General features: G+C 59.6%; 21 protein-coding genes and 3 pseudogenes. 14 read left to right on the forward strand and 10 right to left on the reverse strand.

Going from position 1 to position 23,503, the window contains the following annotated elements; genetic code table 11:
* The 4 genes from QZ638_RS06730 to QZ638_RS06745 form a co-directional block, all read left to right on the forward strand.
* A partial coding sequence (locus tag QZ638_RS06730; RefSeq protein WP_295808254.1) for a cytochrome c oxidase subunit 1 occupies positions 1 to 1,285 on the forward strand: 1,285 nt, incomplete at its 5' end.
* Positions 1,286 to 1,297: 12 nt separating this feature from the next.
* The gene (locus QZ638_RS06735; protein ID WP_295808255.1) at positions 1,298 to 1,906 is read left to right on the forward strand and encodes a Tim44/TimA family putative adaptor protein; all 609 of its coding nucleotides are present in this window, start codon (positions 1,298 to 1,300) and stop codon (positions 1,904 to 1,906) included.
* Positions 1,907 to 2,265: 359 nt separating this feature from the next.
* Complete coding sequence (locus tag QZ638_RS06740; RefSeq protein WP_295808257.1) at positions 2,266 to 3,519, forward strand: D-amino acid dehydrogenase; 1,254 nt, start codon at positions 2,266 to 2,268, stop codon at positions 3,517 to 3,519.
* Positions 3,520 to 3,892: 373 nt separating this feature from the next.
* The gene (locus QZ638_RS06745) at positions 3,893 to 4,813 is read left to right on the forward strand and encodes a mechanosensitive ion channel family protein (RefSeq protein ID WP_295808258.1); all 921 of its coding nucleotides are present in this window, start codon (positions 3,893 to 3,895) and stop codon (positions 4,811 to 4,813) included.
* Here QZ638_RS06745 and QZ638_RS06750 read toward each other — a convergent pair.
* From QZ638_RS06750 to dsbD, 6 genes and pseudogenes are all read right to left on the reverse strand, one after another.
* Complete coding sequence (locus tag QZ638_RS06750; RefSeq protein WP_295808260.1) at positions 4,799 to 5,146, reverse strand: LysR substrate-binding domain-containing protein; 348 nt, start codon at positions 5,144 to 5,146, stop codon at positions 4,799 to 4,801. The genes QZ638_RS06745 and QZ638_RS06750 overlap by 15 nt on opposite strands.
* A gap of 40 nt (positions 5,147 to 5,186) precedes the next feature.
* Positions 5,187 to 5,456: pseudogene (locus tag QZ638_RS06755) on the reverse strand (LysR substrate-binding domain-containing protein); the annotation flags it as partial.
* Positions 5,453 to 6,149: pseudogene (locus QZ638_RS06760) on the reverse strand (IS6 family transposase). The pseudogenes QZ638_RS06760 and QZ638_RS06755, both read right to left, overlap by 4 nt.
* Before the next feature lie 231 nt (positions 6,150 to 6,380).
* A complete protein-coding gene (locus tag QZ638_RS06765; RefSeq protein WP_295808261.1) occupies positions 6,381 to 6,998 on the reverse strand; it encodes a DsbA family protein in 618 nt (205 codons plus the stop codon).
* Positions 6,995 to 7,822, reverse strand: coding sequence for a TlpA disulfide reductase family protein (locus tag QZ638_RS06770; RefSeq protein WP_295808263.1), 828 nt, complete (start codon positions 7,820 to 7,822; stop codon positions 6,995 to 6,997). The genes QZ638_RS06765 and QZ638_RS06770 overlap by 4 nt, the downstream gene beginning before the upstream one ends.
* A gap of 2 nt (positions 7,823 to 7,824) precedes the next feature.
* The gene (gene dsbD / locus QZ638_RS06775) at positions 7,825 to 9,636 is read right to left on the reverse strand and encodes a protein-disulfide reductase DsbD (RefSeq protein ID WP_295808265.1); all 1,812 of its coding nucleotides are present in this window, start codon (positions 9,634 to 9,636) and stop codon (positions 7,825 to 7,827) included.
* Positions 9,637 to 9,843: 207 nt separating this feature from the next.
* Here dsbD and QZ638_RS06780 point away from each other — a divergent pair, with 207 nt between their 5' ends.
* The 10 genes and pseudogenes from QZ638_RS06780 to QZ638_RS06825 all read left to right on the forward strand — a co-directional run.
* Positions 9,844 to 10,566 (forward strand): L,D-transpeptidase, encoded by a 723-nt coding sequence (locus QZ638_RS06780; protein WP_295808301.1) that lies wholly within the window; start codon positions 9,844 to 9,846, stop codon positions 10,564 to 10,566.
* Positions 10,567 to 10,604: 38 nt separating this feature from the next.
* Complete coding sequence (locus tag QZ638_RS06785; RefSeq protein ID WP_295808266.1) at positions 10,605 to 11,270, forward strand: response regulator; 666 nt, start codon at positions 10,605 to 10,607, stop codon at positions 11,268 to 11,270.
* Positions 11,267 to 12,637, forward strand: coding sequence for an ATP-binding protein (locus QZ638_RS06790; RefSeq protein WP_295808268.1), 1,371 nt, complete (start codon positions 11,267 to 11,269; stop codon positions 12,635 to 12,637). Before QZ638_RS06785 ends, QZ638_RS06790 begins: the two co-directional genes overlap by 4 nt.
* Complete coding sequence (locus QZ638_RS06795; protein ID WP_295808270.1) at positions 12,634 to 13,260, forward strand: thioredoxin domain-containing protein; 627 nt, start codon at positions 12,634 to 12,636, stop codon at positions 13,258 to 13,260. Before QZ638_RS06790 ends, QZ638_RS06795 begins: the two co-directional genes overlap by 4 nt.
* Positions 13,261 to 13,504: 244 nt before the next feature.
* Positions 13,505 to 14,350, forward strand: coding sequence for a MurR/RpiR family transcriptional regulator (locus QZ638_RS06800; protein ID WP_295808271.1), 846 nt, complete (start codon positions 13,505 to 13,507; stop codon positions 14,348 to 14,350).
* Between the two features lie 142 nt (positions 14,351 to 14,492).
* Complete coding sequence (locus tag QZ638_RS06805; RefSeq protein WP_295808302.1) at positions 14,493 to 15,614, forward strand: extracellular solute-binding protein; 1,122 nt, start codon at positions 14,493 to 14,495, stop codon at positions 15,612 to 15,614.
* A gap of 57 nt (positions 15,615 to 15,671) precedes the next feature.
* Positions 15,672 to 17,417, forward strand: a complete 1,746-nt coding sequence (locus QZ638_RS06810) for an iron ABC transporter permease (RefSeq protein ID WP_295808273.1) — start codon at positions 15,672 to 15,674, stop codon at positions 17,415 to 17,417.
* Positions 17,418 to 17,427: 10 nt separating this feature from the next.
* Positions 17,428 to 18,489 carry an ABC transporter ATP-binding protein gene (locus QZ638_RS06815; protein WP_295808274.1) on the forward strand — a complete coding sequence of 354 codons (1,062 nt, stop codon included), beginning with the start codon at positions 17,428 to 17,430 and terminating at the stop codon, positions 18,487 to 18,489.
* The gene (locus tag QZ638_RS06820) at positions 18,486 to 19,091 is read left to right on the forward strand and encodes a histidine phosphatase family protein (RefSeq protein ID WP_295808276.1); all 606 of its coding nucleotides are present in this window, start codon (positions 18,486 to 18,488) and stop codon (positions 19,089 to 19,091) included. The genes QZ638_RS06815 and QZ638_RS06820 overlap by 4 nt, the downstream gene beginning before the upstream one ends.
* 170 nt (positions 19,092 to 19,261) lie before the next feature.
* Positions 19,262 to 19,360 (forward strand): annotated as a pseudogene (locus tag QZ638_RS06825) (IS6 family transposase); the annotation flags it as partial.
* Between the two features lie 98 nt (positions 19,361 to 19,458).
* Here the strand turns inward: QZ638_RS06825 and QZ638_RS06830 are convergent.
* Genes QZ638_RS06830 through QZ638_RS06845 form a run of 4 tightly spaced genes read right to left on the reverse strand, consistent with a single transcriptional unit; the run spans position 19,459 to position 23,457 of the window.
* Positions 19,459 to 20,382, reverse strand: coding sequence for an esterase-like activity of phytase family protein (locus QZ638_RS06830; RefSeq protein ID WP_295808278.1), 924 nt, complete (start codon positions 20,380 to 20,382; stop codon positions 19,459 to 19,461).
* A gap of 36 nt (positions 20,383 to 20,418) precedes the next feature.
* Positions 20,419 to 22,032, reverse strand: coding sequence for an inorganic phosphate transporter (locus QZ638_RS06835; RefSeq protein WP_295808279.1), 1,614 nt, complete (start codon positions 22,030 to 22,032; stop codon positions 20,419 to 20,421).
* Between the two features lie 31 nt (positions 22,033 to 22,063).
* A complete protein-coding gene (locus tag QZ638_RS06840) occupies positions 22,064 to 22,852 on the reverse strand; it encodes a polyphosphate polymerase domain-containing protein (protein WP_295808280.1) in 789 nt (262 codons plus the stop codon).
* A 23-nt stretch (positions 22,853 to 22,875) separates the two neighbouring features.
* Entirely contained in the window at positions 22,876 to 23,457 is a 582-nt protein-coding gene (locus tag QZ638_RS06845; protein WP_295808281.1) for a DUF4956 domain-containing protein, read from the reverse strand.
* Between the last annotated feature and the right edge of the window lie 46 nt (positions 23,458 to 23,503).

A 23,503-nucleotide genomic window follows, 5' to 3' on the forward strand; every position in this document is an offset into this window, starting at 1 on the left:
GGACATGGCCTTCCCGCGCATGAACAACATTTCGTTCTGGCTGATTGTCGTCTCGTTTCTGCTTTTCCTCATGTCGCTGTTCGTACCGGGTGCGCCCGGTTCGTTCGGCCATGGAGGCGGCTGGACGCTGTATCCACCCTATTCCGTGTTCGGCCAGCCTGGGCCGGCGGTCGATCTCGTCATTCTTTCGATCCATCTGTCGGGTGCATCGTCGATCCTCGGCGCGATCAATTTCATCACGACGATTTTCAACATGCGTGCCCCGGGTATGACACTGCACAAGATGCCGCTCTTTGCATGGTCGATGCTGGTCACCGCATTCATGCTCCTGCTGGCGCTGCCGGTGCTTGCAGGTGCCATTACCATGCTTCTGACTGACCGGAATTTCGGTACGGCCTTCTTCGATCCGGCAGGCGGTGGGGATCCGGTCCTCTACCAGCATCTGTTCTGGTTTTTCGGACATCCGGAAGTCTACATCATGATCCTTCCGGCCTTCGGCATTATCAGCCATGTCATCGCGACCTTCGCCCGAAGGCCGGTCTTCGGCTATCTCGGCATGGTATACGCCATGATGGCCATCGGTGCGATCGGTTTCGTGGTGTGGGCGCACCACATGTACACCTCTGGAATGTCGATGGACAGCCAACGCTATTTCGCTTTCGCCTCAATGGTGATCGCGGTGCCGACCGGCGTGAAGGTCTTCTCCTGGCTTGCCACCATGTGGGGCGGCTCAATCACCTTCCGTGTGCCGATGTTGTGGGCGACCGGCTTCGTTCTTCTGTTCACGATCGGAGGTGTGACCGGCGTGGTTCTTGCCAGTCCCGGCGTCGACCGGATGTTGCACGACACTTACTACGTCGTTGCGCATTTTCACTACGTTCTGTCACTGGGTGCGGCATTCGCCATCTTTGCGGGCTGGTATTACTGGTTCCCCAAGATGACCGGTTACATGATGAACGAGACGCTGGGACGATTGCATTTCTGGCTCACCTTTATTGGCGTCAACCTGGTCTTTTTTCCGCAGCATTTTCTTGGCCTCGCCGGAATGCCACGCCGCTATGCCGACTATCCCGACGCCTTCGCTGGTTGGAATTATATCTCCTCGGTCGGATCTTATGTTTCAGCGGCAGGTCTCCTGGTTTTTCTTTTCGCTGTAGGCGAAGCCTTTTCCCGCAAGCGCCTTGCTGAAGCCAATCCCTGGGGCGCCGGAGCGACCACGCTCGAATGGACGCTGACCTCACCGCCACCGTTTCATCAGTTTTCGTCGCTCCCGCGTATATCGTGACAGGAGGTATGAATGAACGAGGTTATGGATGGAGCAACCGGCCTGCCCGGGATCATTCTGTTCTGGTTGTGGTGGGTTTTTCTGACGTTTCTTGAAGCTGCGACACGGGACCAAGATACCAGAGATCAAACGCAGCCGACACAAGCCATGGCAGATACCGTGATCGAGTATGGCACGACCGACACCGGAATTGCCAAAATTCGGCGCTTCGACCCCTCATTCGACCTCGATATGTTCGTGTACGGTGCGCGCCACGCCTACGAGATTATAGTGAGCGCTTTTGCGGCGGGTGACTTGGATAGACTTGAACCTCTGGTTTCGGAAGAGATTCTGGCGGTTTTCGCGGAACACTGCGCAGCGCGTGCCAGTCGAGGAGAGTGTGTCGACCTCGCTCTGATTGGCATCGAAAGCATCGACATTGTGCAGATTGACGTGTGCGAGGCCTCGATGGAAGTGACACTATGCTTCAACGCGCAGATGATCTGGGTCGAGCGCAGCGCCGAAGGTCTGACCGTCAGTGGGAATCCTGCGGAAATCATCGACGTGGTCGAAGCATGGACGTTCGCTCGTCCTCTTCCAGTTGTTAGTAACAGTTGGGAACTGATATCGACTGGTGACTGAGTGCATAGAAATCGTAAACTCCCTCCGATTTCTATCCGGTTGCGATTCTGAGGTGCGATCGCTATTCTCTGTTGTATTCTACTCGGTGGTGATGATCGTGCCGTTTTCAACCCTGTTACACCATATGTGGAAGAAGACCCGCCTGCGGTTCATGAACCACGCGGGGGGCCTCATCGCATGCATCTAGCCCTGGCGCGGCCGTAAGGCCGTCGACCAGGGGCCGGAAATCCCAACAAACCTGAAATTCGGTTCTGATTTCCGGGTCCACCACCGTCGGCCCGGTGGAGATGCATCATGACAAAACCTCTTGATCGCCGCGTGCGTGCGGCAGTTTCTGTTGCGACCCGATGGGGGCGCAAATGAAGATCCTGATCGTAGGCAGCGGTGTCGTCGGCGTGACCTCAGCCTGGTATCTTGCGCGTCAGGGGCACAACGTGACCGTGGTTGATCGGCAAGGCGGCCCGGCACTTGAAACGAGCTATGCCAATGCTGGTGAAGTCTCGCCGGGCTATTCGTCGCCATGGGCGGGACCGGGGGTTCCGCTAAAAGCGGTGAAATGGCTTCTGATGAAGCACGGACCGCTCGTGATCCGTCCAAAACCAGATCCCGCAATGTGGTCATGGCTCCTGAAAATGCTCCTGAATTGCACATCCAGGCGCTACGCGATCAACAAGGCCCGCATGGTGCCTATCGCGGAATACAGTCGCGATTGCCTGCGCGAGCTGCGGTCCGAGACAGGCATTGCCTATGATGAGCGCTTGAAGGGAACGCTGCAGCTTTTTCGAAGGAATCAGCAGTTGGATGGCGTTGGTGGCGATGTGGAGGTGCTTAAAAGGTTCGGCGTCGGGTTTGAGATCCTCGACCGGGCTGGGTGCATTTCTGCAGAACCGGCTCTTTCACAGGTCGCCGAAAAGTTTGTGGGCGGGCTTCGTCTCCCCGGAGATGAAACGGGAGACTGCCGCATCTTCACCGAGCGGCTGGCCGCGCTCGCATCGTCCTCGGTTGAATTCCGATATGGGGTGGAGGCTCAGAGACTGGTCTGCGAAGGGGGCAAAGTTACCGGAGCAAAAACGCGGGATGGGTTTCTCGCTGCGGACGCCGTCATCGTGGCTGCAGGAAGCCACTCACCTCGTCTGCTTGGCCCGCTGGGCATCCGCATTCCCGTCTATCCGGTCAAGGGTTACTCACTGACGTTGCCGATCCACAATGCGGCTGGTGCTCCGGTATCGACTGTCATGGATGAGACTTTCAAGATAGCCATCACACGACTGGGAGACCGCATCCGTGTGGGAGGGACCGCCGAAATTTCAGGCTTCGACCGCTCCATGCCCGCATCCCGCCGTGCCCCGCTGGAGCACTCGGTGAGCGACCTCTTCCCCGGTGCAGGGAGTCTGGAAAACGCCGAATTCTGGAGCGGGCTCCGTCCGATGACACCAGACGGGCCACCAGTCATCGGCGCCACGCGGGTTCCCGGCCTCTTTGTGAACACCGGTCATGGCTCGCTTGGCTGGACCATGGCCTGCGGTTCCGCGCGGGTGCTGACTGAAATTATCTCAGGTATGACACCGGAGATTGATGTTTCGGCTCTGGGGCCTGATCGATACGGCAACTGACGGTCATGCGATTGCCGGCTGGCTGCGTCTGAAGCACGCAGCCAGATCCGATTGAAGTGTTGTTTGGAATACCCAGATAAAGGTGATGTTCAGGTCTCTCACATCTCAAACACGCAGGACCCACTTGCGAAGCCATGTGGCGCCCGGGGCGGCATTGGGCTGACATAGCGCATCGGCTCTCTCCTGCTCCGGGTTTTTGTTCGCAGGATCATTGACGTACCCCCAGGGTTCCGGAGAGAGAAGTGTTCAACAGAAATCTGGTCAACCATTCGCGGCGCCACCGTTTTTTTTCATCGCAGGCGTTATCATCGTGCATTGGATGCGTGCGCGCACGTCTGGTGCCGAAATGCATTCCGTTTGGCGAGGTTCGGATATGAACCGATTTCGCGAAAGACTGATGCGCGTTCTGCTACCCGCACTCAGTACCTTGACGGCTGTCACACTATATATGCTTCACCCGCAGGCAATTGACTGGTTCGCGCTGGAGGTCTCACAGAAACCGATCCGTATTCTGACGGGCGGGGCAGCCTATTTCTCAGCGGCGTGGCTGGGCGGAAGACTTGTCGGTCTGGCTCTGGAACGTGCTGGACGCAGGCGCCGTCAAGTGCCAAAACTTCTGCTTGAGCTGGTCTCGGCCACTCTTTTCATTGCGGCAACGATTGCCACGATCATGTTGGTGATCGGACAGAGCTGGAGTGGTGCAATTGCCGGCTCGGGTCTGATCATTGCGGTGATCGGTTTCGCGCTTCGGGGCACGCTTGGGGATGTGTTTGCCGGGATCGCTGTCGGGATCGAGGCTCCCTATCGCATCGGCGACTGGGTCTCGATCAACGACCAGACAAGAGGGCGGGTAATCGAGATCGGCTGGCGGACAACGCGTCTGTTCACCCGCGACGATACCTATGTGATCCTGCCAAACAGCCAGATCGCACAGCAGAAGCTCACCAATTACAGCGCGCCGAACCGAAAATATCGGGCGCAGGTGGAGGTGGTGCTCAGTCATGATCTGTCGGTGACCGATGCGCGTGCACTTCTGACGGAAGCCGCGGCGCGTTCACCGGTTATCGTGAGCGTCCCTAACCCCGATGTGCGGGTCGCTTCGTATGATCTGGACGGAATCCGCTATCATGTGCGGTTCTGGGTGCCAAGTTTCGCCGATGACGTGGATTGTAGGGACGCCATTTTTGCGCAGATCGATGCAGCTCTTCGCGAGGGTGGGTTTTCACTCCCTGCTACCGGGTTGCGGCTGCTCGGTGACCGCGTGGTGGCGGTTGCGCCCTCACGAAATGATTGAGGTTTCAGGGCTCCGCCCCCGCTCGATATGCTGGCCGGTCTGCAAAGTGGTGAAGTGACGTTTGAGAAACGTAACGGTCGTGTCGAGAAATATCTGTGCAGCGTCCGCCAAGGGGATGTCTGCAGGCAGAGTCAGAGCGAAGTAGTGTGTGATGTTCTGTTTCAGCCTGCGGATGACCACAGGCATGTGAGCATAGTCGTGCGCCATCATCTCGTTGACCAGCGTGACTCCAAGACAGGCTGCGGCCATACTGCAGGCAGACTGAACGGAGTGCGCTTCCAGCCGCACATTGGGGCGGATCCGGTACTGTGAAAAACAGCGTGTCGATCTCATGGCGCGGGACCCGCAACCGGCCAAGCAGGGTCAAGGGTTCATCGGAAAGATCGCGCACGTCGATTTCGCTTTCCACGGCAAGTGGATGGTCTTGCGGCAGGACGCAGACCGTATTGACCTGGACAAGCGGGGTTTCCACCAGCTCGCCCTTCTGGACCGGCATTCGCACAAAACCCAGTTCGGCACGCTCATCAAGCAGCATCCTTTCGATCGTGTCATAGGAGCCGCTGTGTAACTCCACCTGAACCATCGGGCTCTGTCGCAAACGTAGCAACGGGATGATGAACCGCGGGTTCGGTCCATCGGTCATGCGGCGAGAAGGTCGAATTGTTCAGCGATCGTCGGACAGGGATTGTAGGCATACCTCGCCTGTCGCTTGTCATCATGTGAACCATCTCGACGCCGGACAAAATGATGGCGGCGCTCGTCTGTGACTTGAAGCCGAGCATTGATCGGTTGCGGCGCTTGATGCGTTGGTGACCCTGCTCCACCTGGTTTTTGAGGTACTGGCTCTGCCGGATGCGGATCGGCGTCGACGAACGCCGCGGATGATCCCTCAACCATCTTTCCCCGTCGCTTGCGATGATTGCCTCGCGGTTGGTCTGGCTGTCGTCAATGACAATGCGCTCAGGGCGGCCATGACGCGCCAATGCCTTCCTGATGAAACACCTGGCAGTCAACAGATTGCGATGTTCACTGAAGAAGAACTCGATCGTATCACCCAGACTGACAATGGTGCGGTAAAGATACATCCATCGTCCACGAACTTTCACATAGGTCTCATCGACATGCCATTTGCAGGTGACGGGTCGCTTACGATTGTTGAACCGTTCGAGCAACAGCGGCGAGAACCGCAAGACCCAGCGATGGATTGTGGAATGGTCGACGTGAATACCGCGCTCAGCCATCATCTCTTCTAGGTCCCGAAGGCTGAGATTGCGGCAAGGTACCAGCGTACGCAAAGCAGGATCACCGAGTGATCAAAATGACGGTCTTTGAACATGACGAACTCCCCGAAAGCAACAAGCCTTCATGCTCTACCCACCACTACCGAATAGTTCGCTACAGAACCTGACGGCCTGGCCGAGATGAATCCGAAGCCGCCCGAGGTTTCGTCATGTTCACCGTGTTCCAGATTTCGAATCGTGGCCTGGCGGCGAAGCATAATGGACTGGAGGTTCTGAACCGGCGTCAAATGATCAACAGGTATTGACGCCGCCGGTCAAAATTACTGTCACAACGTCTTTTGTCTCCCCGGTTGGCCTCGGGCCTCAGATATTGCAACGAGAATAGCGTGACGATCCAACGCGCCGTAGTGGATCTTCGTGTTGAACAAGAATGCCGGCGTTCCTTTAAAGCCGAATGCATTGGCCTGATCCATGTTGCGGGAGAGAATCCCTTCAATGCGTTGGCGGTCTTTTCTGAAGTTGGACAGGAGTTTTTCAGGATCGTGGCCGGCGGTGGAAAGCGTTTCGTCGACCTCGTCTTTCGTCAGGCGGCCTGGCGTGACCATCAACGCGTTGTGGACGGCTTCATAGTCGGGACCGGCTGCCAAAACGAGGCTTGCCGCATGGACGGACGGTTCGCCGAAAATGGGCCAATCCTTCATCACCAGCCGGACATTGCCGTCCTCGCGCACCACGTCTAGGAGGTCGGGGTGACCGCGCTTGCAATAGGGGCACTGGTAATCGAAAAACTCGGCGATGGTGACGTCGCCTTTCGGATTGCCGATGACAGGAATTTCAGGGTCGAACAGCACCTCTTCCACGGTTGGATAAAGCTGGGCGCGGGCCGCGCCGGCGGTGACGAGCGTCGCGGCGCCGGCGACGAGCAGGATACGGCGGTTCATCATGGCCTTGTGTCTCCTGATGGGTTGATGCTGGTTCTGAGATTCTCGATCTTCCCGATGAGCACCTCGCGTGAGATTTCGCCCAGATGCGCATGTTGCAGGACGCCATCGGCATCGATGAACAGCGTGGCGGGTAGCCCGGGGGCGCTGTAGAAGCGCGAAAGGTCGCTGAACTGGTCCACCAGTATCGTGTCGAGCGAGAGGCCGGAGGCGGCGAGATAGCGCTGGATGGCCGTGCGGCCTTCGCCCTGATTGGCAAAGACGAAGGTGACGTCGTCCGACGAGGCGGCGATGTCGGCCATCATCGGCATTTCGCGCCGGCAGGGTGGGCACCATGTCGCCCACAGATTGACCACTTGCGGCGTGCCTTTCTGCGCTTCGAGGCGGTAGCCGTTGCCTTCAAGCGTTTCAAACGCCTGGTTCGGGACGGCGATCGGGTTGGTGCCGCCGGTGAGCTGCCAGGTCGTGTTCCAGACGATGAGGGAGAGGGCCAGCGGCATAAGCGCCCAGAGGCGCTGGCGGCCAGCTGGCAGCATGACGAGCAGGCTGACGACGATGGCGGCCGCGCCCGTCGGCCAGTAGAAACCACCTTGCCAGAGCGCGAAAATGCGCAGGGGCTCGGCCATGAAGCTTTGCATGTTCATGAGCACATGGCCGAGGCGCGCGCCCAGGATGCCACCCAGAAAGGCCCACCAGGACCAAGCGTTGAAGCGCTCATCGACCTTTTGGGCCATGACGCCGGTGACGATCAGGAACACAAAGATGGCAAGCACGGCGGCGAAACGGTCTGCCGCGAGCACGAGTGGACCGAGAGAAACGGCGTTCATGGTCAAAGCGCCTTGGCGGTTTTGGCGGAGTGGGCGAGGTTTTCCATGGTGATGGAGCCGACAAGACGGGTGCCGGTCGCTTCGCGGCCTGCGGGATCGAAGAAGAGCATGGTGGGCGGGCCTGCGACTTGAAGCGCCTTCATGAGAGCGGCGTTCTCATCGTTGAAATCAGACAGGTCGGCCTTGATGAGCTGAAAGCTGTCGAGACTGTCGATCACGCCGGCATCCGGCAGGACGGAGCGCTCGATGACTCGGCAGGTGACGCACCAGTCGGCGGTGAAGTAGACGAGGGTGGGGGTGCCGTCGGCGTCGGCCAACTGCGCCTTGAGTTCGGGAATGGAGCCGGTCTGGCCGAAAGCGAGTTCGCGGGCGGGTGCCGCTGTTTCGCCGCGCTGGGCGATCCGGGCAAGCGGTTTGAGCGGATCGGTGCCGCCGGAGGCTGCTCCGAGCATCAGGATGATGCCGTAGATGAGCGATAGCGCACCAACAGAGCGGATGGCGGCGAGCGGCGTCGTTTCGGCGATCCTTGCGCTGAAGGCGAAGCTTGCGATGGCGATCAGCAAGGCGGACCAGAGCGCCAGATCGACACCGGCGGGGAGCAGGGGCGTAACCGTCCAGATGGCGGTGGCGAGGAAGCCGAAGCCGAACACCCGCTTGACGCTTTCCATCCATGCGCCGGCGCGCGGCAGGGCCTTGCCGCCGAGCGTGCCGATGACGATGAGGGGGATGCCCTTGCCTATGCCAAGCCCGAAAAGGGCTGCCGCGCCCAGCGCCACATCGGCGGTCTGGGCGATGTAGAGGAGTGCGCCGGCCAGCGGAACGGTGACGCAGGGACCGACAATGAGGGCGGATGAGAAACCGAGAATGGCGGCGGAGCGGCGCGAACCACTGAGACCGCCCGTGCGGTTTGCCACCCAGCTTGTCCACGCGGTCGGCAATTGCAGTTCGAACAGGCCGAACATGGAAAGCGCCAGAACGGCGAAAAGCGCGGACAATATGCCGATTGTGACGGGCGATTGCAGAACAAGCTGCAGGTTCTGCCCGGACCAGCCGGCGGCGGCACCCAGAAGCGCGAAGGCCAGGGCGAGCGCGATCACATAGATCGAGGAAAGCTCGAAGCCGCGCCACGCGGTGAGCCTGTCACCCTCGCGCGCCAGTGCGCCGGCCATGATGGGATACATGGGGAAAACGCATGGAGTGAAGGCCAGAAGCAGACCGAAGAGCGGGAAGCTGACCAGCACGAGAAGAATGCCGCCACGGCCGAGCAGGGACGGGATGAGGCCGTCATCCTCGGCGAGCGCGAAGCCGGAGTCTTCGCTCGCCGCGGGTGCTGCGGCGGTCGGCGCTTCTTCCGTGATCCATTCTACGGGCGCGGGGGCCTGAGATGCTTCGGGCCTGGTGACGGCGAGCGAAAGGGCGTTTACCTGCCGGCTCTCCGGTGCGAAGCAGATGCCGCCGTCCTGACAGCCCTGAAAGGTGACGTCGAACGTGCCGAAGACCTGTTCGGCAAGATGTGCGCTTGCCTCTTTGTAATAAATCTCGGAGAGGCCGAATGTGGGATCGTCCTTACGGATGCCGGGGCTGGTTTCGAGCGGCAGTTCCGCGCCATCCTGCGATGCGCCGATGTGATCGCGATAGAGATAGTAGCCTTCGGCGATCTGCCAGTTGAGGGCCAGCGTACCGTCTTGCGCGCGCGTCACCTCAAGGGTGAAGGCTTCGTCGACCGGCAGCGGCTTGGCGATCTGGGCCGATGCGGGGGCGGGTGCGAGGCTGACGGACAGGAAAGCTGCAAGCGCGATCAGGAAGGTCTTCATTCTGTCACTTCTATCGTGTGAACTGCCGGGTTCGTATCCTCATGGCGGTATGCTGGAGCGTGAATTGAACGCCTCAACTTAAGGCAGCCTTAAGGTGGGTGTTGTTTTGGGCGGGCGATGAAGCAGTAAGGAGTTTTCAGCATGGCGCATTTTCGCACGGGCATGAGCGCCCGGATGCGGGCGTCCGACCGACCGGACGAGGGACATATGGGCGTTGGACATTCTATCGGTTCAGGGCGGTTGGGACGGCGTGGCTTTCTGGCCGGGCTGAGCGCGCTGGCGGTTTCAGGCTGCGTTGCGACGCCGAAATCCGAAGCTCCGAAGGTGGTGGAGCCGCCGAAACCCAAGCGCGTCGTTCCACCCATGTATTACGCCATGCCGAATGAGCGTTTTCCCATTCCCGAAGTCGATATAAGTCATCTGGAAGAACGCTGGTGGCGCAAGGAGGTGGATTATCCCACCAGCGAGCGCAAGGGCACGCTGATCGTGGATACGCCGAACAGGTATCTCTACCATGTGACCGGGCCGAACCGGGCGACGCGCTATGGCATCGGTGTCGGGCGCGACGGCTTCTCGTGGGCTGGACGGGCGATCATGGCCTATCGCCGCGAATGGCCGCGCTGGACGCCGCCGGACGAGATGGTGGCGCGGCGACCGGAACTGGAGCCCTACAGCATCGCCAATGGCGGCATGCCTCCGGGCCTGCGCAACCCTCTTGGCGCACGCTCGCACTATATCCATCTGAACGGCAAAGACACGCTTTACCGCATTCATGGCACGCCGGAGCCGTGGAGCATCGGCAAGGCCGTTTCGTCCGGCTGTATCCGTCTCATCAATCAGGATATCATTCACCTGTACGACAATGTGAGGGACGGCAGCCCGATTGTCGTCATTCCAGACCCGAAGATGCACCATCTGCTGGTTTCCTGACAGGCCTGTTCCTTGCCGATGTGAACGAGACGCGTGCGATGCGACTTTTGGTGGTTGAAGACGATCCGCTGCTTTTGGACGGTCTGACCGTGGGGCTGGGGCTTGCCGGCTTCACGGTCGATGCCGTGACCACCTGTGAGGACGCCTTCGCCGCGCTCAGTGCACAGGCTTATGAAGGTGTCGTTCTCGACCTGATGCTGCCGGACGGCTCCGGTCTCGATGTGCTTTCGGATTTGCGCCGGCGAGGCGATGCCACGCCGGCGGTGCTTCTGACGGCGCGCGATCAGGTTCCCGACCGGATTGCCGGATTGGACGCCGGTGCCGACGACTATCTGGGAAAGCCCTTCGATCTCGACGAACTGGCGGCGCGTGTGCGTGCCGCGGTGCGCCGGGGCAAGGGACGCTCCAGCGCAACGCTCGCCTGGGGCGGGGTAACGCTCGATCCGGCAAACCGGTCCGTTACCCGCGACGGTGACCTGGTAATCCTGACGCGGCGCGAATTTGCGCTTCTGGCGGCGCTGATGGAACGGCCGGAAAGCATCCTTTCCAAACCGGCACTCGAAGAAACGATCTATGGCTGGCAGGAAGAGGTGGAGAGTAACGCCGTGGAGGTGCACATCCACAAGCTGCGCTCCAAACTCGGCTCCGACTTTATACGCACCGTGCGGGGAGTGGGATATCGGCTTCGGGAGGTGCGCGCATGAAGTCCATACGGGCGCGACTGATTCTGATCCTCATGGGCTCGACGGGGCTGGTGTGGCTGCTTGCCGTCGGCTGGATCTATCTCAGTACGCAGGCCGAGGTGGAGCGGGTGCTGGATGCGCGGCTGATGGAGGCGGCGCGGATGGTCAATTCGCTCCTGTCCGATCATCGTATCGACGTGGGGCTGGAGGAAGGGGCAGCCAGCCACGTGGTGGGCGAGTTCGAGCACAGCCACCGTCCCTACGAGCGTCAACTTTCGTGTCAGATCTGGACGCTGGAAGGCAGTCTTGTAGGACGCTCGGAGAACGCGCCGGCAACGCCGTTGAGCGAGGTCGTGGACGGGTTTTCAGAAACCGAGGTGGGGGGCGAGCGCTGGCGTGTTTTCTCCGTGGAGAACCAGCGGCTCAATGTGCGTGTGATGGTGGGCGACAGCCTGAAAATCCGCGAAAGCCTGGTGAGCGACGTGATCACGGGACTGGTGGTGCCCGCACTTCTGATCCTGCCGTTTCTGGTGGGCGTCATCCTCGTTTCCGTCGGGCGGGGCCTTGCGCCTCTGAGCGATATGGCCGAAACGCTTACAACACGCCCGGCAAACGATCTGCGGCCGCTCAAGGCTGACAAACTGCCGAAGGAAATCGCGCCGGCGGTCAATGCGCTCAACGGACTTTTCAAGCGGGTGGAAGACGCGCGCGACCGCGAGCGCAGTTTTACCGCATTCGCCGCCCATGAACTGAAGACCCCGCTGGCGGGCGTGAAGACGCAGGCGCAGATTGCGTTGGCGAGCGACGACCCGGCCGTGCATGCCAATGCGTTGCGGCAGATCACCATGGGCGTGGACCGGACCAGCCGACTCGTGAAGCAATTGCTCGACCTGGCCGCCCTCGAGGCGAACGACGCTGAGTCGAATCTTCAGGCTGTGAGTGCACATGCGCTTCTCAACCGGAGTGTGGCGGAGCTGCCTTTGCCAGCGGACGGGGCACGCCTTGTCGTTGAGGGTGGAGAAGCGCGTGCACCCGTCATGATCTTTGCCGAACCGCATTTTCTCTCGCTTGCGCTGCGCAATCTGGTCGAAAACGCGCTCAACCATTCGCCGGAAACCTCCGTGGTTGAGTGCCGGGTAGAGCGGGAGACCGAAGGGGTGAGACTTGTCGTACAGGATAACGGCCCGGGCATCCCGGAAGACGAGATTCTCAAGGTGGTGGGAAAATTCGTGCGCGGGCGAAACCGCTCGGCCACCGGCAGCGGTCTGGGGCTCGCCATCGCACAGGCGGCCATTGGGCGCATGGACGGCACGCTTGCACTTGAAAACCGGGATGGCGGCGGATTGAGAGCGGTTCTGACAGTGCGCGCGGCGGGGGCAGGCACGTGATTTCCCGGCGTGACTTACTGGCTGGAGCTTCCGGCACGCTGGCGCTTGTGCCTTTGTCCGCGGGTGCGGCGCCCGGCCTTGACGACATGGTGTGCGACCCTGGCTTGAAGGTGCTGGGCAATCCGGCGGGTGATGTGACCATTGCCGAGTTCTTCGATTATCTCTGCCCGTCCTGCAAGGCGATCCACGCAGCGCTGAAGGAGAGCGTGCGTGCCGATGGCAGACTGAGGCTGGTGATGAAGGACTGGCCGATCAACGGTGGTATGGCCTGGTATGCCTCACGCATGGTGCACGCATCGGCGGGGCTCGGTGTTTATGAACCTGCGCACAATGCCGTGATGACTATCGAAGGCGAACTGACGCATGGAGAGGTGGACGATGCGCTGCGCAGCGTCGGTGCCGATGCCGGAGATGTGCGCGACATGCTGGATGTACATCTGACTACGATCGATGCATTGATCGCTCGCAACCAGGCGCACGCCAGGGCGCTCAGGCTTGACGGAACGCCGGGTTTCCTCATTGGAGACAGGCTCTACAGGCGGCCGCTTGCCGTGCGTGAAATAGTGGAAGCAGTTGCGCTGATGCGAGCGAAGTGGGAGTCCGAATCGGCTCACGAGTGCTGAGTCGACTCGTTGGCGAGTGACCACTTTGCGCCGTCTGATACCCGCCATCAACCCGTCTCGGCATTTCTCGAAAGCTGCCGTTACCAACGGACGATATTTGCATGCGACATCATGCATAATTTTCGCATTCAGACGGCTGTTCAGCCGACGAAATCGTATGACCAGAATATGCAAGCTAACTTGCAAGACATATTACTATTGCAAGTTTATATGCGTTACGCTATAGCTTGAGCAAGGAGGAGTGATGTCGATACTCGAACGCGTTCAGGCAGTGGCGGAAAGTCTCACACGAGCGGAACATTTGCTGGTGCGAGAAGTCATCGCCAAACCCCGGGATGTCGCTTTGGGAACGGCTTCCAGTCTGGCCCAGCGCACTGGCGTGCACGAGGCTACTGCATCGCGTCTCGCAAAGAAACTGGGTTTTGAGAGCTACGCCAACTTTCGCGATGCCATTCGCCAGGAATTTATCGTCAAGGCAGGCCCAGCCACACGCGTTCGCAACACGTTGGAAGCGGCAGCGCAAAACGGCGATATTCTCAACGAGCTGATCGCACGTGAAGTCGAAGCGCTGACGGCACTTCCTGATTATGTTGATTCCTCTCGAATTTCTGACGCGGTTAAAGCGCTGACTGCCGCCCGTCGCGTCTTTATTTTCGCGCGCGGCAATGCCGTAACACTCTCCACAATGTTGGCCCGCAGGCTATTGCGTATGGGAGTGGAGGTGGAGGTTCTGTCGGGAGATGGGCGCGATTTGGCCGAACAAATGCTGGGCATTGGCGCAGACGATGTGATGGTATTGTTTGTTTTCCGCCGCCAGCCTCGTCATTTCGCGCCCCTTGTCGAACGAGCGCATCACGTGGGTGCTGGCACTCTTGCCATTTCGGGTTCGATCGGACCTGCCTTGACGCCTGCACCAAAACTTTTGTTGTCCGCACCAAGATCAGGGTCAAATGACAGCTTTCAGACTTTGACGGTACCCATGGCCATAACCAATGCCCTGGTGCTCATGATGGCGCAAATGAATCAGGATGCAACACTCGAGCGGTTGGAAACGCTGGGCGAACTTATCAGCAATTTCGAGTCTCGATAGGAGGAGGCGGTGTTGGGAGGACACCGAAATTCTGCGCGTCATATTTATGCAAGCTATTTTGCGTGTCATCACAATGTTGCAAAGAAATGTGCAGGAAGAGGGGCCGGTGAAGCCGGTTCATAACCAACTGGAGGACAGGGATATGACCCTCAAGCAAGTATTACTTTCGACGGCTGCCGCCGGTCTCCTCGCGATGCCCGCTGTGGCACAGGATCTTGATGCGATGAGTGCGCAGGAGTTGTTGCCGCTGGCGCAAGAGGAGGGAACCGTAACGGTGTATTCCTTCACCAGTCGCATCGCGGCTGTCGAAGCTGCCTTTGAAGCACGATACCCCGGCATCGACCTCGTAGGTTATGATGCCAGCTCGACCGAGCAAATCGCGCGATTGCGCGCCGAATCCGCAGCCGGCATTGCGTCTGCAGACGTCGTTTACATTTCTGATGCACCCGTTGTTCTCAGCGAACTGCTGGAGACAGGGTTGATCGAGGCTTATGTACCGCCGCGCATGAGTGATCTTTTGCCCAAAGAGTTCAAATCGCCATTGCTTGCGCAGCGGCTCTCTACAAAGGTTTTGATGTATAATGAAGAGGCGAATCCGGACGGCGCTCCGGTCGATAATCTGTGGGACCTGACCCGCGATGAGTGGAGCGGTCGCGTCGTCATGGTCGATCCGCTGCAGCGTGGCGACTACCTCGATCTTATGGTCGAGTTCGTCCTGCGCTCTGAGGAAATGGCGGCCGCCTACGAAGCCGAGTTCGGTGTGCCAGTCACGCTTGACCCCGGCGTCGAGAAAGCCGGCATCCAGTTCATCACAGATCTTTTTGCAAACGATATCGTGCTGGTATCATCCACCGACGACGTCAATGCGGCGATCGGTTCGATGGGGCAGTCCAACCCTCCGGTCGGGTTTACATCCTATTCCGATCGCCGGGATAATGAAGATGAAGGCTGGGCACTTCAGGTTGCCAACGATGTCACGCCGTCAAATGGCATCATCTTCCCAGCACTCCTGGCCCTTGCTGCCGATGCCGGGCATCCTGCAGCGGCTAGGCTCGCCATCGATTTTCTGATGGGTGATGACAGTGAAACGGGTGGAGACGGTTTTGCTCCGTTTTATGTCGCGGGCGACTATGCAACGCGCACCGACATTGTCAGTCACCCCGATGCTGTTCCGCTCAAAGACTTTTCCGCATGGCGCATCGTTCCGGCCGCTACAGCAGAAATCCGACAGGATGTCGCCGACACGATTCTGATCCTGCAATAATTGACCTGACATTGACCCTGGCGACCCGTCGCCAGGGCACTTGAACGGACATCTTCCATGGCCAACATGACCCCTCTGGCAGAGCGCTTGCGCTATGCCATTCCGCAAGGTCTCTCCTTGAAGATCGGCGTACTGCTGGCGGTCGGCGCGCTGATCGCCGGGCCATTGCTGCGCATCCTCTCTGAAACCTTGGCACCGCAGACCATCGCCGCATGGAGCGACGTTGTCCTCAGTCCACTCTCGCGCAATCTTTTGTGGGTGCCGCTGTCCAACACACTTGTCCTTGGCATTGGGGTGGCGGGTGGATGCGTCCTGATCGGGGGCTTCCTCGCATGGTTGGTGGTCATGACCGACGTGCCGTTCCGGCGTACCATCGGATTGCTGGCAACGCTTCCCTTCATGATCCCCAGTTTCGCTACCGCTCTTGCGTGGAGCTCGTTGTTTCGCAATAGCCGGGTCGGCGGTCAGACCGGGTTTCTTGAAGCGTTGGGGCTGGCCGTGCCTGATTGGCTGAGCTGGGGAATGGTCCCCACCTTCATCGTGCTCACGGCTCATTATTATTCGCTGGCATTCACGGTCATCGCGGCAGCACTTGCCACTGTGAACTCCGACCTAGTTGAAGCGGCACAAATGACCGGCGCAAAACGCGGTCGCATTTTTGCCGGCATCATATTGCCGGTGGCGCTTCCCGCGATCGTGTCGGGCGCCTCGCTCAGCTTTGCTGGAGCTGTCTCCAATTTCGCAGCGCCGGCGCTTCTGGGGTTGCCTGTGCGAATGCAGACCATGGCGACGAGACTGTTTGGCATGATCGAGATCGGTCAGACTGCGCGCGGCTACGTCATCGCGATCCTTTTGATTGTCGTGTCGGCTTTCTTCCTCTGGTTTGGCAATAAGGTCATCTCGGGACGTCAATCCTACGCAACAATTACCGGCAAGGGTGGACGGGCCAAACGGTTTGAACTCGGCCCGGTTCGATTGCCGTTGCTGGCCATTGGAATGACCATCTGCGCCCTGACCACCATCGTTCCTGTGGTCGTGCTCATAGCCTCGTCGCTGGCACCAAGCTCATCGGCCTTGTTCTCGAACTGGACGTTGCATTATTGGCTCGGCACCTCCAATCCTTCGATCGCTCACGGCCAGGCAGGTGTGCTTCATAACCCCTTTATCGTTTCGGCAACTGCAACAACAGTCAGCCTCGGACTGGTAGTCGCGATCACAGGGTCGATCCTCGGGTTGATGGTGGCCTTTACCTTGGCGCGCTATCGCACCGGCCTTGTGTCAGGCGTTATCAATCAGATTGCGTTCTTGCCTTTGCTGGTTCCAGGTATTGCGTTTGGAGCCGCCTATATCGCGCTGTTTGGAGCGCCTATTGGTCCCTTCCCGGCACTTTACGGCACCTTTACCCTGTTGGTTATCGCGGGCACTGCCTACCTGGTCCCATTCTCGGTCCAGACAGGGAGGGCGGTCATTCAGCAGGTCTCGGGTGATCTTGAGGAAAGTGCGCGGCTGACAGGGGCGGGGTTTTTCCGCAGGCTTTCTGCCATCACCATGCCCCTGGCCAGCCGCGGGCTGGCAGCAGGCGCAATCATCATCTTTGTCAAGATCATGCGCGATCTTTCACTTGTGGTGCTCTTGTTCACACCAACCACACCGGTGCTCTCCGTCCTTGCTTATCGCTATGCATCCGAAGGCTTTACCCAGTTCGCCAACGCTATCACCGTTGTCATTCTTGTAATCTCCATAGCAGCAACATTGCTGGCCAACCGGTTGCAGACCAAGTCGCAGCCATGGCTCAAGAACTAGGCCGTTTGCCATGATCAGTCTTTCCAATCTCACAAAATCCTTCGGCAATTTCGATGCGGTCAAATCGATCAGTCTTGCGGTGCCGGAAGGAGCGTTTCTGGTTCTCGTCGGGCCATCGGGATGCGGCAAGTCCACGATGTTGCGTATGCTGGCAGGCCTTGAGAAGCCAAGTCGTGGCACAATTTCCTTTGGCGACAAGACGGTGTCTGACGGGGAGCGCGGCTGGACAATCGAACCGGCCAAGCGCGACACGGGCCTGGTCTTCCAGTCCTATGCGCTCTGGCCGCACATGACTGTTGCCGGAAACGTCGAGTGGCCACTCACAGTGGCCAGGATGGCGGCCTTTGAGCGCAAGGCACGCGTGACCGAAGTGCTATCCCTTCTGGGCATCGATGCGCTCGCTGATCGCTATCCCAACGAAATCTCGGGTGGTCAGCAACAGCGCGTGGCCATTGCGCGCATGATAGCGCCCAAACCGAAAGTTCTGCTTTTTGACGAGCCTCTGTCCAACCTCGATGCCAAGCTTCGGGTTGAAATGCGCACCGAACTCCTGCGTGTTCATCGCGCGACGGGTGCCACATCAATCTATGTCACCCACGATCAGGTTGAAGCGATGACCATGGCCAGCCACGTTGCCGTGCTCAAGGACGGCGAAGTGGAGCAATTCGGCGCGCCTGGAGATCTGGTCGCCCAGCCAAGAACCGCTTTTGTGGCCACCTTCGTCGGCACGCCACCAGCCAATCTGATTCCAGCCTCACCACACGGTTCGAAGATGATACTGGCGGGCGAGCCGATGGTCGCAACGTTCTCACTCGAAGGTCCCGCATTGGCCATGTTCCGGCCTGAAGACCTCACAGTGTACGATAAGCCGGGCCCCCGCAGCATTGCGATGGAGTTCGCGGAGGCCAGCCCGGTTGCCGGACGCATGATGGTGACAGGAACGCGCGACGACCTGCGCTTGACGGCGGTCGTGGACGAGGCACCCAAATTTTACCCTGGCGATCCGGTTTATTTCTCATTGCCCGAAGCTCCGGCGGCTCTCTTTTCACTCAAGGGGGAGCGCCTGGCATGAAGCGGCTGATGATCGTCCGACATGGGGAATCGGAGTGGAACGCGAGCCGAAAGCTGCAAGGCCAAGCCGATATCGACCTTTCCGAAAGAGGGCGCCAGCAGGCGCGCGCGCTTCGAACCACAGTGGAAGCGCTCAACCCGGATGCGTCGATAACGTCGGATCTCAAGCGGGCGGTGGAAACGGCCAAGCTCCTCGGGATCAAAACCCCGTTGCCGAACCCTGCGCTTCGAGAGATCGATGTCGGTGCCTGGACCGGTCGTCCGATCGCCGATATTCGAGATGAGAATGCTGTCGGGTATCAGGGTTGGCGCTCGGGAACTTTCACGCCTGACGGAGGAGAGCATTGGAACGACTTTGTCAGCCGCACGAGTGCTTGTGTCATGGACGCCCTCAACACGAGCGAGCGTTTGCTGGTGGTGTGCCATGGTGGCGTAATTCGGGCGCTACTCGAAAGACTCGTGGACCTGTCCCCCAGGTGCATCATCCCGGTTGGGCCTGCGAGTCTCACCGTCCTCGCCGAACGACCTGCGGACTCGGGATCTATGCGGTTGGAATTGTTCAACTATTCTCCTCTAGGGCCGGTGTTGGATGCGCCGGACTGAGGCACACTCTTTATCCGTCGCGGTGTGAGATTCCGCACGTTGGCTTTCGCCTCTTCTATTTCAAAACCGGGTGGCCCGGAAGCGGCCTCAACGCCGACGACAAACTCAATGTGGGCTAGGAAAACGCTAGGCGGTGTGGACGGATTGTGTCTGGACCGCCGATCCGATTGAGACCAAACCGCTCTCGACTTTCCACTACCTCATACCACCACGCCAGGGCCGATGCGTTCGACCTCTGGAACACCTATGCTGCCGAGATCGCGGCCTGACCGGTGCCGGGCTTGCCTTTCTCAACCAAACCAGAACAACATTGGCAATGTCCGCTCGATGTATAATCCTTGGCGCGATTGCGACAAAGCCTTTGCGTTTACGGTGTTTCTGAGAATTTCAGTTCAACCAACGCAAACACTGAGCGTTGTTTTTTTCTGATCTTGTCGTCGCTCACAAGGAAAAAGAGCGACGGTGCAACTGCGACAAGGCCTTCGAAATCCGCATCGTCTATGCCGGGCACATCGACCCGTGTAGCATGGGTTTTGCAAGCGAATTCGGTCGTGCAGGCCTCCAGATCGACCAGGCGCAGATAGGGGATGAGGGCCTTGCCTTGCTTGACGCGCTCGAGCACTAGGAGCTTGCCATCCGTCAGGGTCGTCATCGCCTTTACCCGTGAAGCGCCAATGTCATCACTCGACCAGGAAAACGTTTGGCCATTCTCCGCGTAAAGCGTGTGGGCAGTGCGCGGCGCTGGCTCGAAGGGTTCCTCTGGGAGCGTCACAAGTCCGAGTGCGGGGTCGCGTGCAATGGATTCCAAACCGCGGTTCTTGCCTGCCTGCCGTGAGCTGTCGCGCACAGCCGGTGGCAAGTCGATGTCTTCCAGCCACCCGCCGTTATGATCGAAAAGGGCGGCCCGTGGGCCGCTTTCGCTCAGGATCGCGAAGTTCAATTCGCCCGTTTCATCGTGTTGAAGCATCAGTGCTTCCGGACCAAACCCCTGATCGACGAGCGCATTGCCGTGTACGTCGGTCAGTTTGAACGCGGCCTTTGGCTCAAGAGCGGTTATCACCCTGCCATCGGTGGAAAAGGCCAAGCTGAAGAGCGTTGCCCGGTCGGAAACCGCGTAAATGCTGCGGTTTTTCGCGTCATAGGCGAGGCCGGAAAGTTCGGCCATCGTTTCGCCGTTCACGTCGATGCCGTGTATAATCCGATGATCGAGAACGCGGGCTGTCATTGGCTCGGCATTGCCCGTCAGCGTCGTGGCAAGGGCGAGGAGGGATGTCAAAAGAATGGTTCGCATGGTTCTAACCTTGTTTCTGGCAGCGATGCTTCCGCCTCAGAGCATGATGCCGCGAAGGGTGAAGTAGATCACGGCCGAGATGAGCGCCGTCAGTGGAACGGTGATGATCCACGCCGACAGAACCTTGGTCATCAAGGTTCTGTTCACGAGAGCGTCTCCCCGTCCGCGTGTCGCAGTGCTGCTGCACATGCCGGAGTCAGGCAGATTCTTTGCATGCACCGTTCGCAGTCGCTCGATCATGGCCTTGCGTTGCGCGAAGGGGGTTGCTTGAAGGCGGGCGATGAAGGCTATGCATTCCGCCTCGTCGCGACCGGCATGCAGGGTGCGGATGTCGCTCACGATCCGCGCATAGCGCCGCTTGAGCATTTCCCGCAGAAAGCCCACGCCAAGCACGGCTCCCACCGTCACATGGGTGGTGGAGACCGGCAGGCCGAGCTGGCTGGCCGCGATTACGGTGATCGTGGCGGCCATTGCGATGCAGTAGGCGCGCATCGCGTCCAGCCGCGTCAGCTCCGCACCCACCGTCCGGATGACGCGGGGACCGAACAGCAGGAGACCGATGGCAAGCCCGGCAGCGCCCAGCCCCATGACCCAGAGCGGGATGACGGCCTTTTCCTGCATGGCGGTATTGGTCAGCACGTCATAGATGCCGGCCAGCGGTCCGATGGCGTTGGCCACGTCGTTGGAGCCGTGCGCGAAGCTCAGCAGCGCTGCGGAAAAGATGAGCGGCAGGGCGAGAAGCTGGTTCACGGCCGATTTGTCGTTTTGAAGTTTCGGCACGCGGCGTGCGATCAGCGCGCGGGCCGCGCCCCATGCGACAAGGGCGATGAGCGCGCTCGCCATGGTCGCTTCCAGGAGGCTTGCGGCCCAGACCTTCTTGAACCCCTTGAGGATCAGATAGGTGCCGAACGACCAGCTCATGGCAGCCACAAGAAGCGGGACCACTCTCTGCGCGGCTTTCAGCACCTGCGGCTCATAGGTCACGAAGCGCTTGATGGCATAGAGAAAGAGGGCTGCAAACAGGCCGCCCAGAAGCGGAGAGATGATCCAGCTTGCGGCGATGTTGGCCATCACCGACCAGTCTACGGCGGAGAGGCCGGCCGCCGCTATGCCGCCGCCCATTACGCCACCGACGATGGAATGGGTCGTGGAAACGGGTGCGCCGAAAACCGTGGCGAGGTTCAGCCACAGGGCGGCGGCCAGAAGCGCTGCCATCATGACCCAGACATAGACGTTCCGGTCTGCGAGCGCCTCCGGTATCACGATGCCGCCGCGCACGGTACTGATGACCGACCCGCCGGCGATGAGCGCGCCGCCGAATTCGAACACCGCCGCCATAACCAGCGCCCCGGTAAGCGGAATCACGCGGGCGCCGACCACCGGCCCGATGTTGTTGGCAACGTCGTTTGCACCGATGTTGAGCGCCATGTATGCGCCGAAACCGGCGGCCGTGGCGATCCAGAGGGCGAATTCCGGATTGCCGCCATTCTGGGTTCGGATCAGCGCGTAGGCCATCGCCGCAACGACGAAGGACAGGGCGATGAAAAGGCGTCCGAGAAACGGTGCGAGGCTCCTGATGTCCGACCCGGCTCTGGCGAAGTTCGCCACATAGCCGGTTTCAGGCAAAGCGGGGCTGACATGCGTACGCATGGTCCTCTCCTTTCGATGGCAGAGATGAGGCTCAGGCGGGGCTCAGGGCCCGGCCTTCCAAAAGTTGCAGGCGGCGCAGTGCGGGCAGGAAACGGTTGTGCCGTCTCACCTGGCCTGTCGCGGCCATGCCCACGCAATATTTCGAGCAGCGTTTTGTGGGGTGGACATGCAACTCTCGGAAAATCGTGTCGGCGATGCCGTTGCCGCGTGCCGATTTCGTTTCCACGATGGAGATGTCGGGGCGCACGAGGCGGCTCACATCGCCTGCTCGGAACGAGAGTTGCGTGTCGATCGTCATGCGCTCGCCGCCCTCCTTGGCAACCAGCGTGATGCGCATGTACTGCAGCTCGATCACCGGAGCCAAAGGCCGTTCGAAGGGGCTGTCATAGATTTCGCGATGGCATGTATCGATGAACGCCTCGCCGGAGCGATCGAGGCCGGCGCCGGGCTCTGGGAGCTTCAGGCGTTTCTTGACCGTGATCTGCCTTTTGCTCTTGAGTTTCACCTCCAGATAGCTGAGGCCCGTATCCACATAGTCGCGCACCCGAACCTTGCAGCGTTTGCGCCGTCCCTGATGGTGGTCGTAATAGCTGCGCAGGTCGTCATCGTCATAATAACGCGTGGCATAGGTGAAGGCGCGAATGCCATCGATTTCAAGCACGTCGAACAGGTCCGAGAAGGCATGCAGTGCCGGGCGGAGCCGGTTGGCCGGAACGATGTACTTGTTGTCCAGCCGCTCCAGCATGGCGGCCTTGCCGTTCAGTCCCTCAAGCGAGATCGGGCGGAAGCCGGTCAGTTCGTTTGCGATGGAGTGATCCATTGGAGTGTCTCCTTCCCGGCAGATCAGTGCCGGGGCTTGCGGAAGAACACGTTCATCCGGGCCATGTCGTTGATGTAGTCGAGTGCGGTGATCTGATAGGACATCACGTCCACGCCAAGGCGTTCGGAGAGGTCGCGGCGCATCTTCTCGGGCTGTGAAAGCGCTTCGTGATCGATCTTGTCGAGCGTGATCTTCACACCGTCGGACGAGCGCAGGATGGCCGGGTGATCGAGGATGTAGGCGCCCAGAAGCACGAGAGCGACGACGGCCAGCACGATGGTCAGCGGGGTGCCCGGAATGGCGCAGATTACGGCGATGGCAACGGAGCCGAAGAAATAGGTGATTTCCACCTTCGAGATCTGCTCCGAACGCAGGGTGAAGAGCGCCAGGATCGCGAAGAGTCCGAAGCCGGCGGCCAGTGAGAATTCAACCGCTGAAAGAATGGAAAGAACGCCGAAAGCGAAAATGTTGAAGAGCGATGCCGCCGTCACCAGCTCCTTGTCGTGGTAGCGCCGGTAGTAAAGACCGAAGACGAGCAGCGTCATCGCCACGACGTCGATACCAAAGCGGATTGGGGTGTCACCGAATGCGAACGTTTCCAGCATTGTTTTCCTCATTTTTTGGGCACGGCGACTGTCAGAAAACTGTCGT

Source organism: uncultured Nitratireductor sp. (genome assembly GCF_913053745.1).
GTDB lineage: Bacteria > Pseudomonadota > Alphaproteobacteria > Rhizobiales > Rhizobiaceae > Nitratireductor.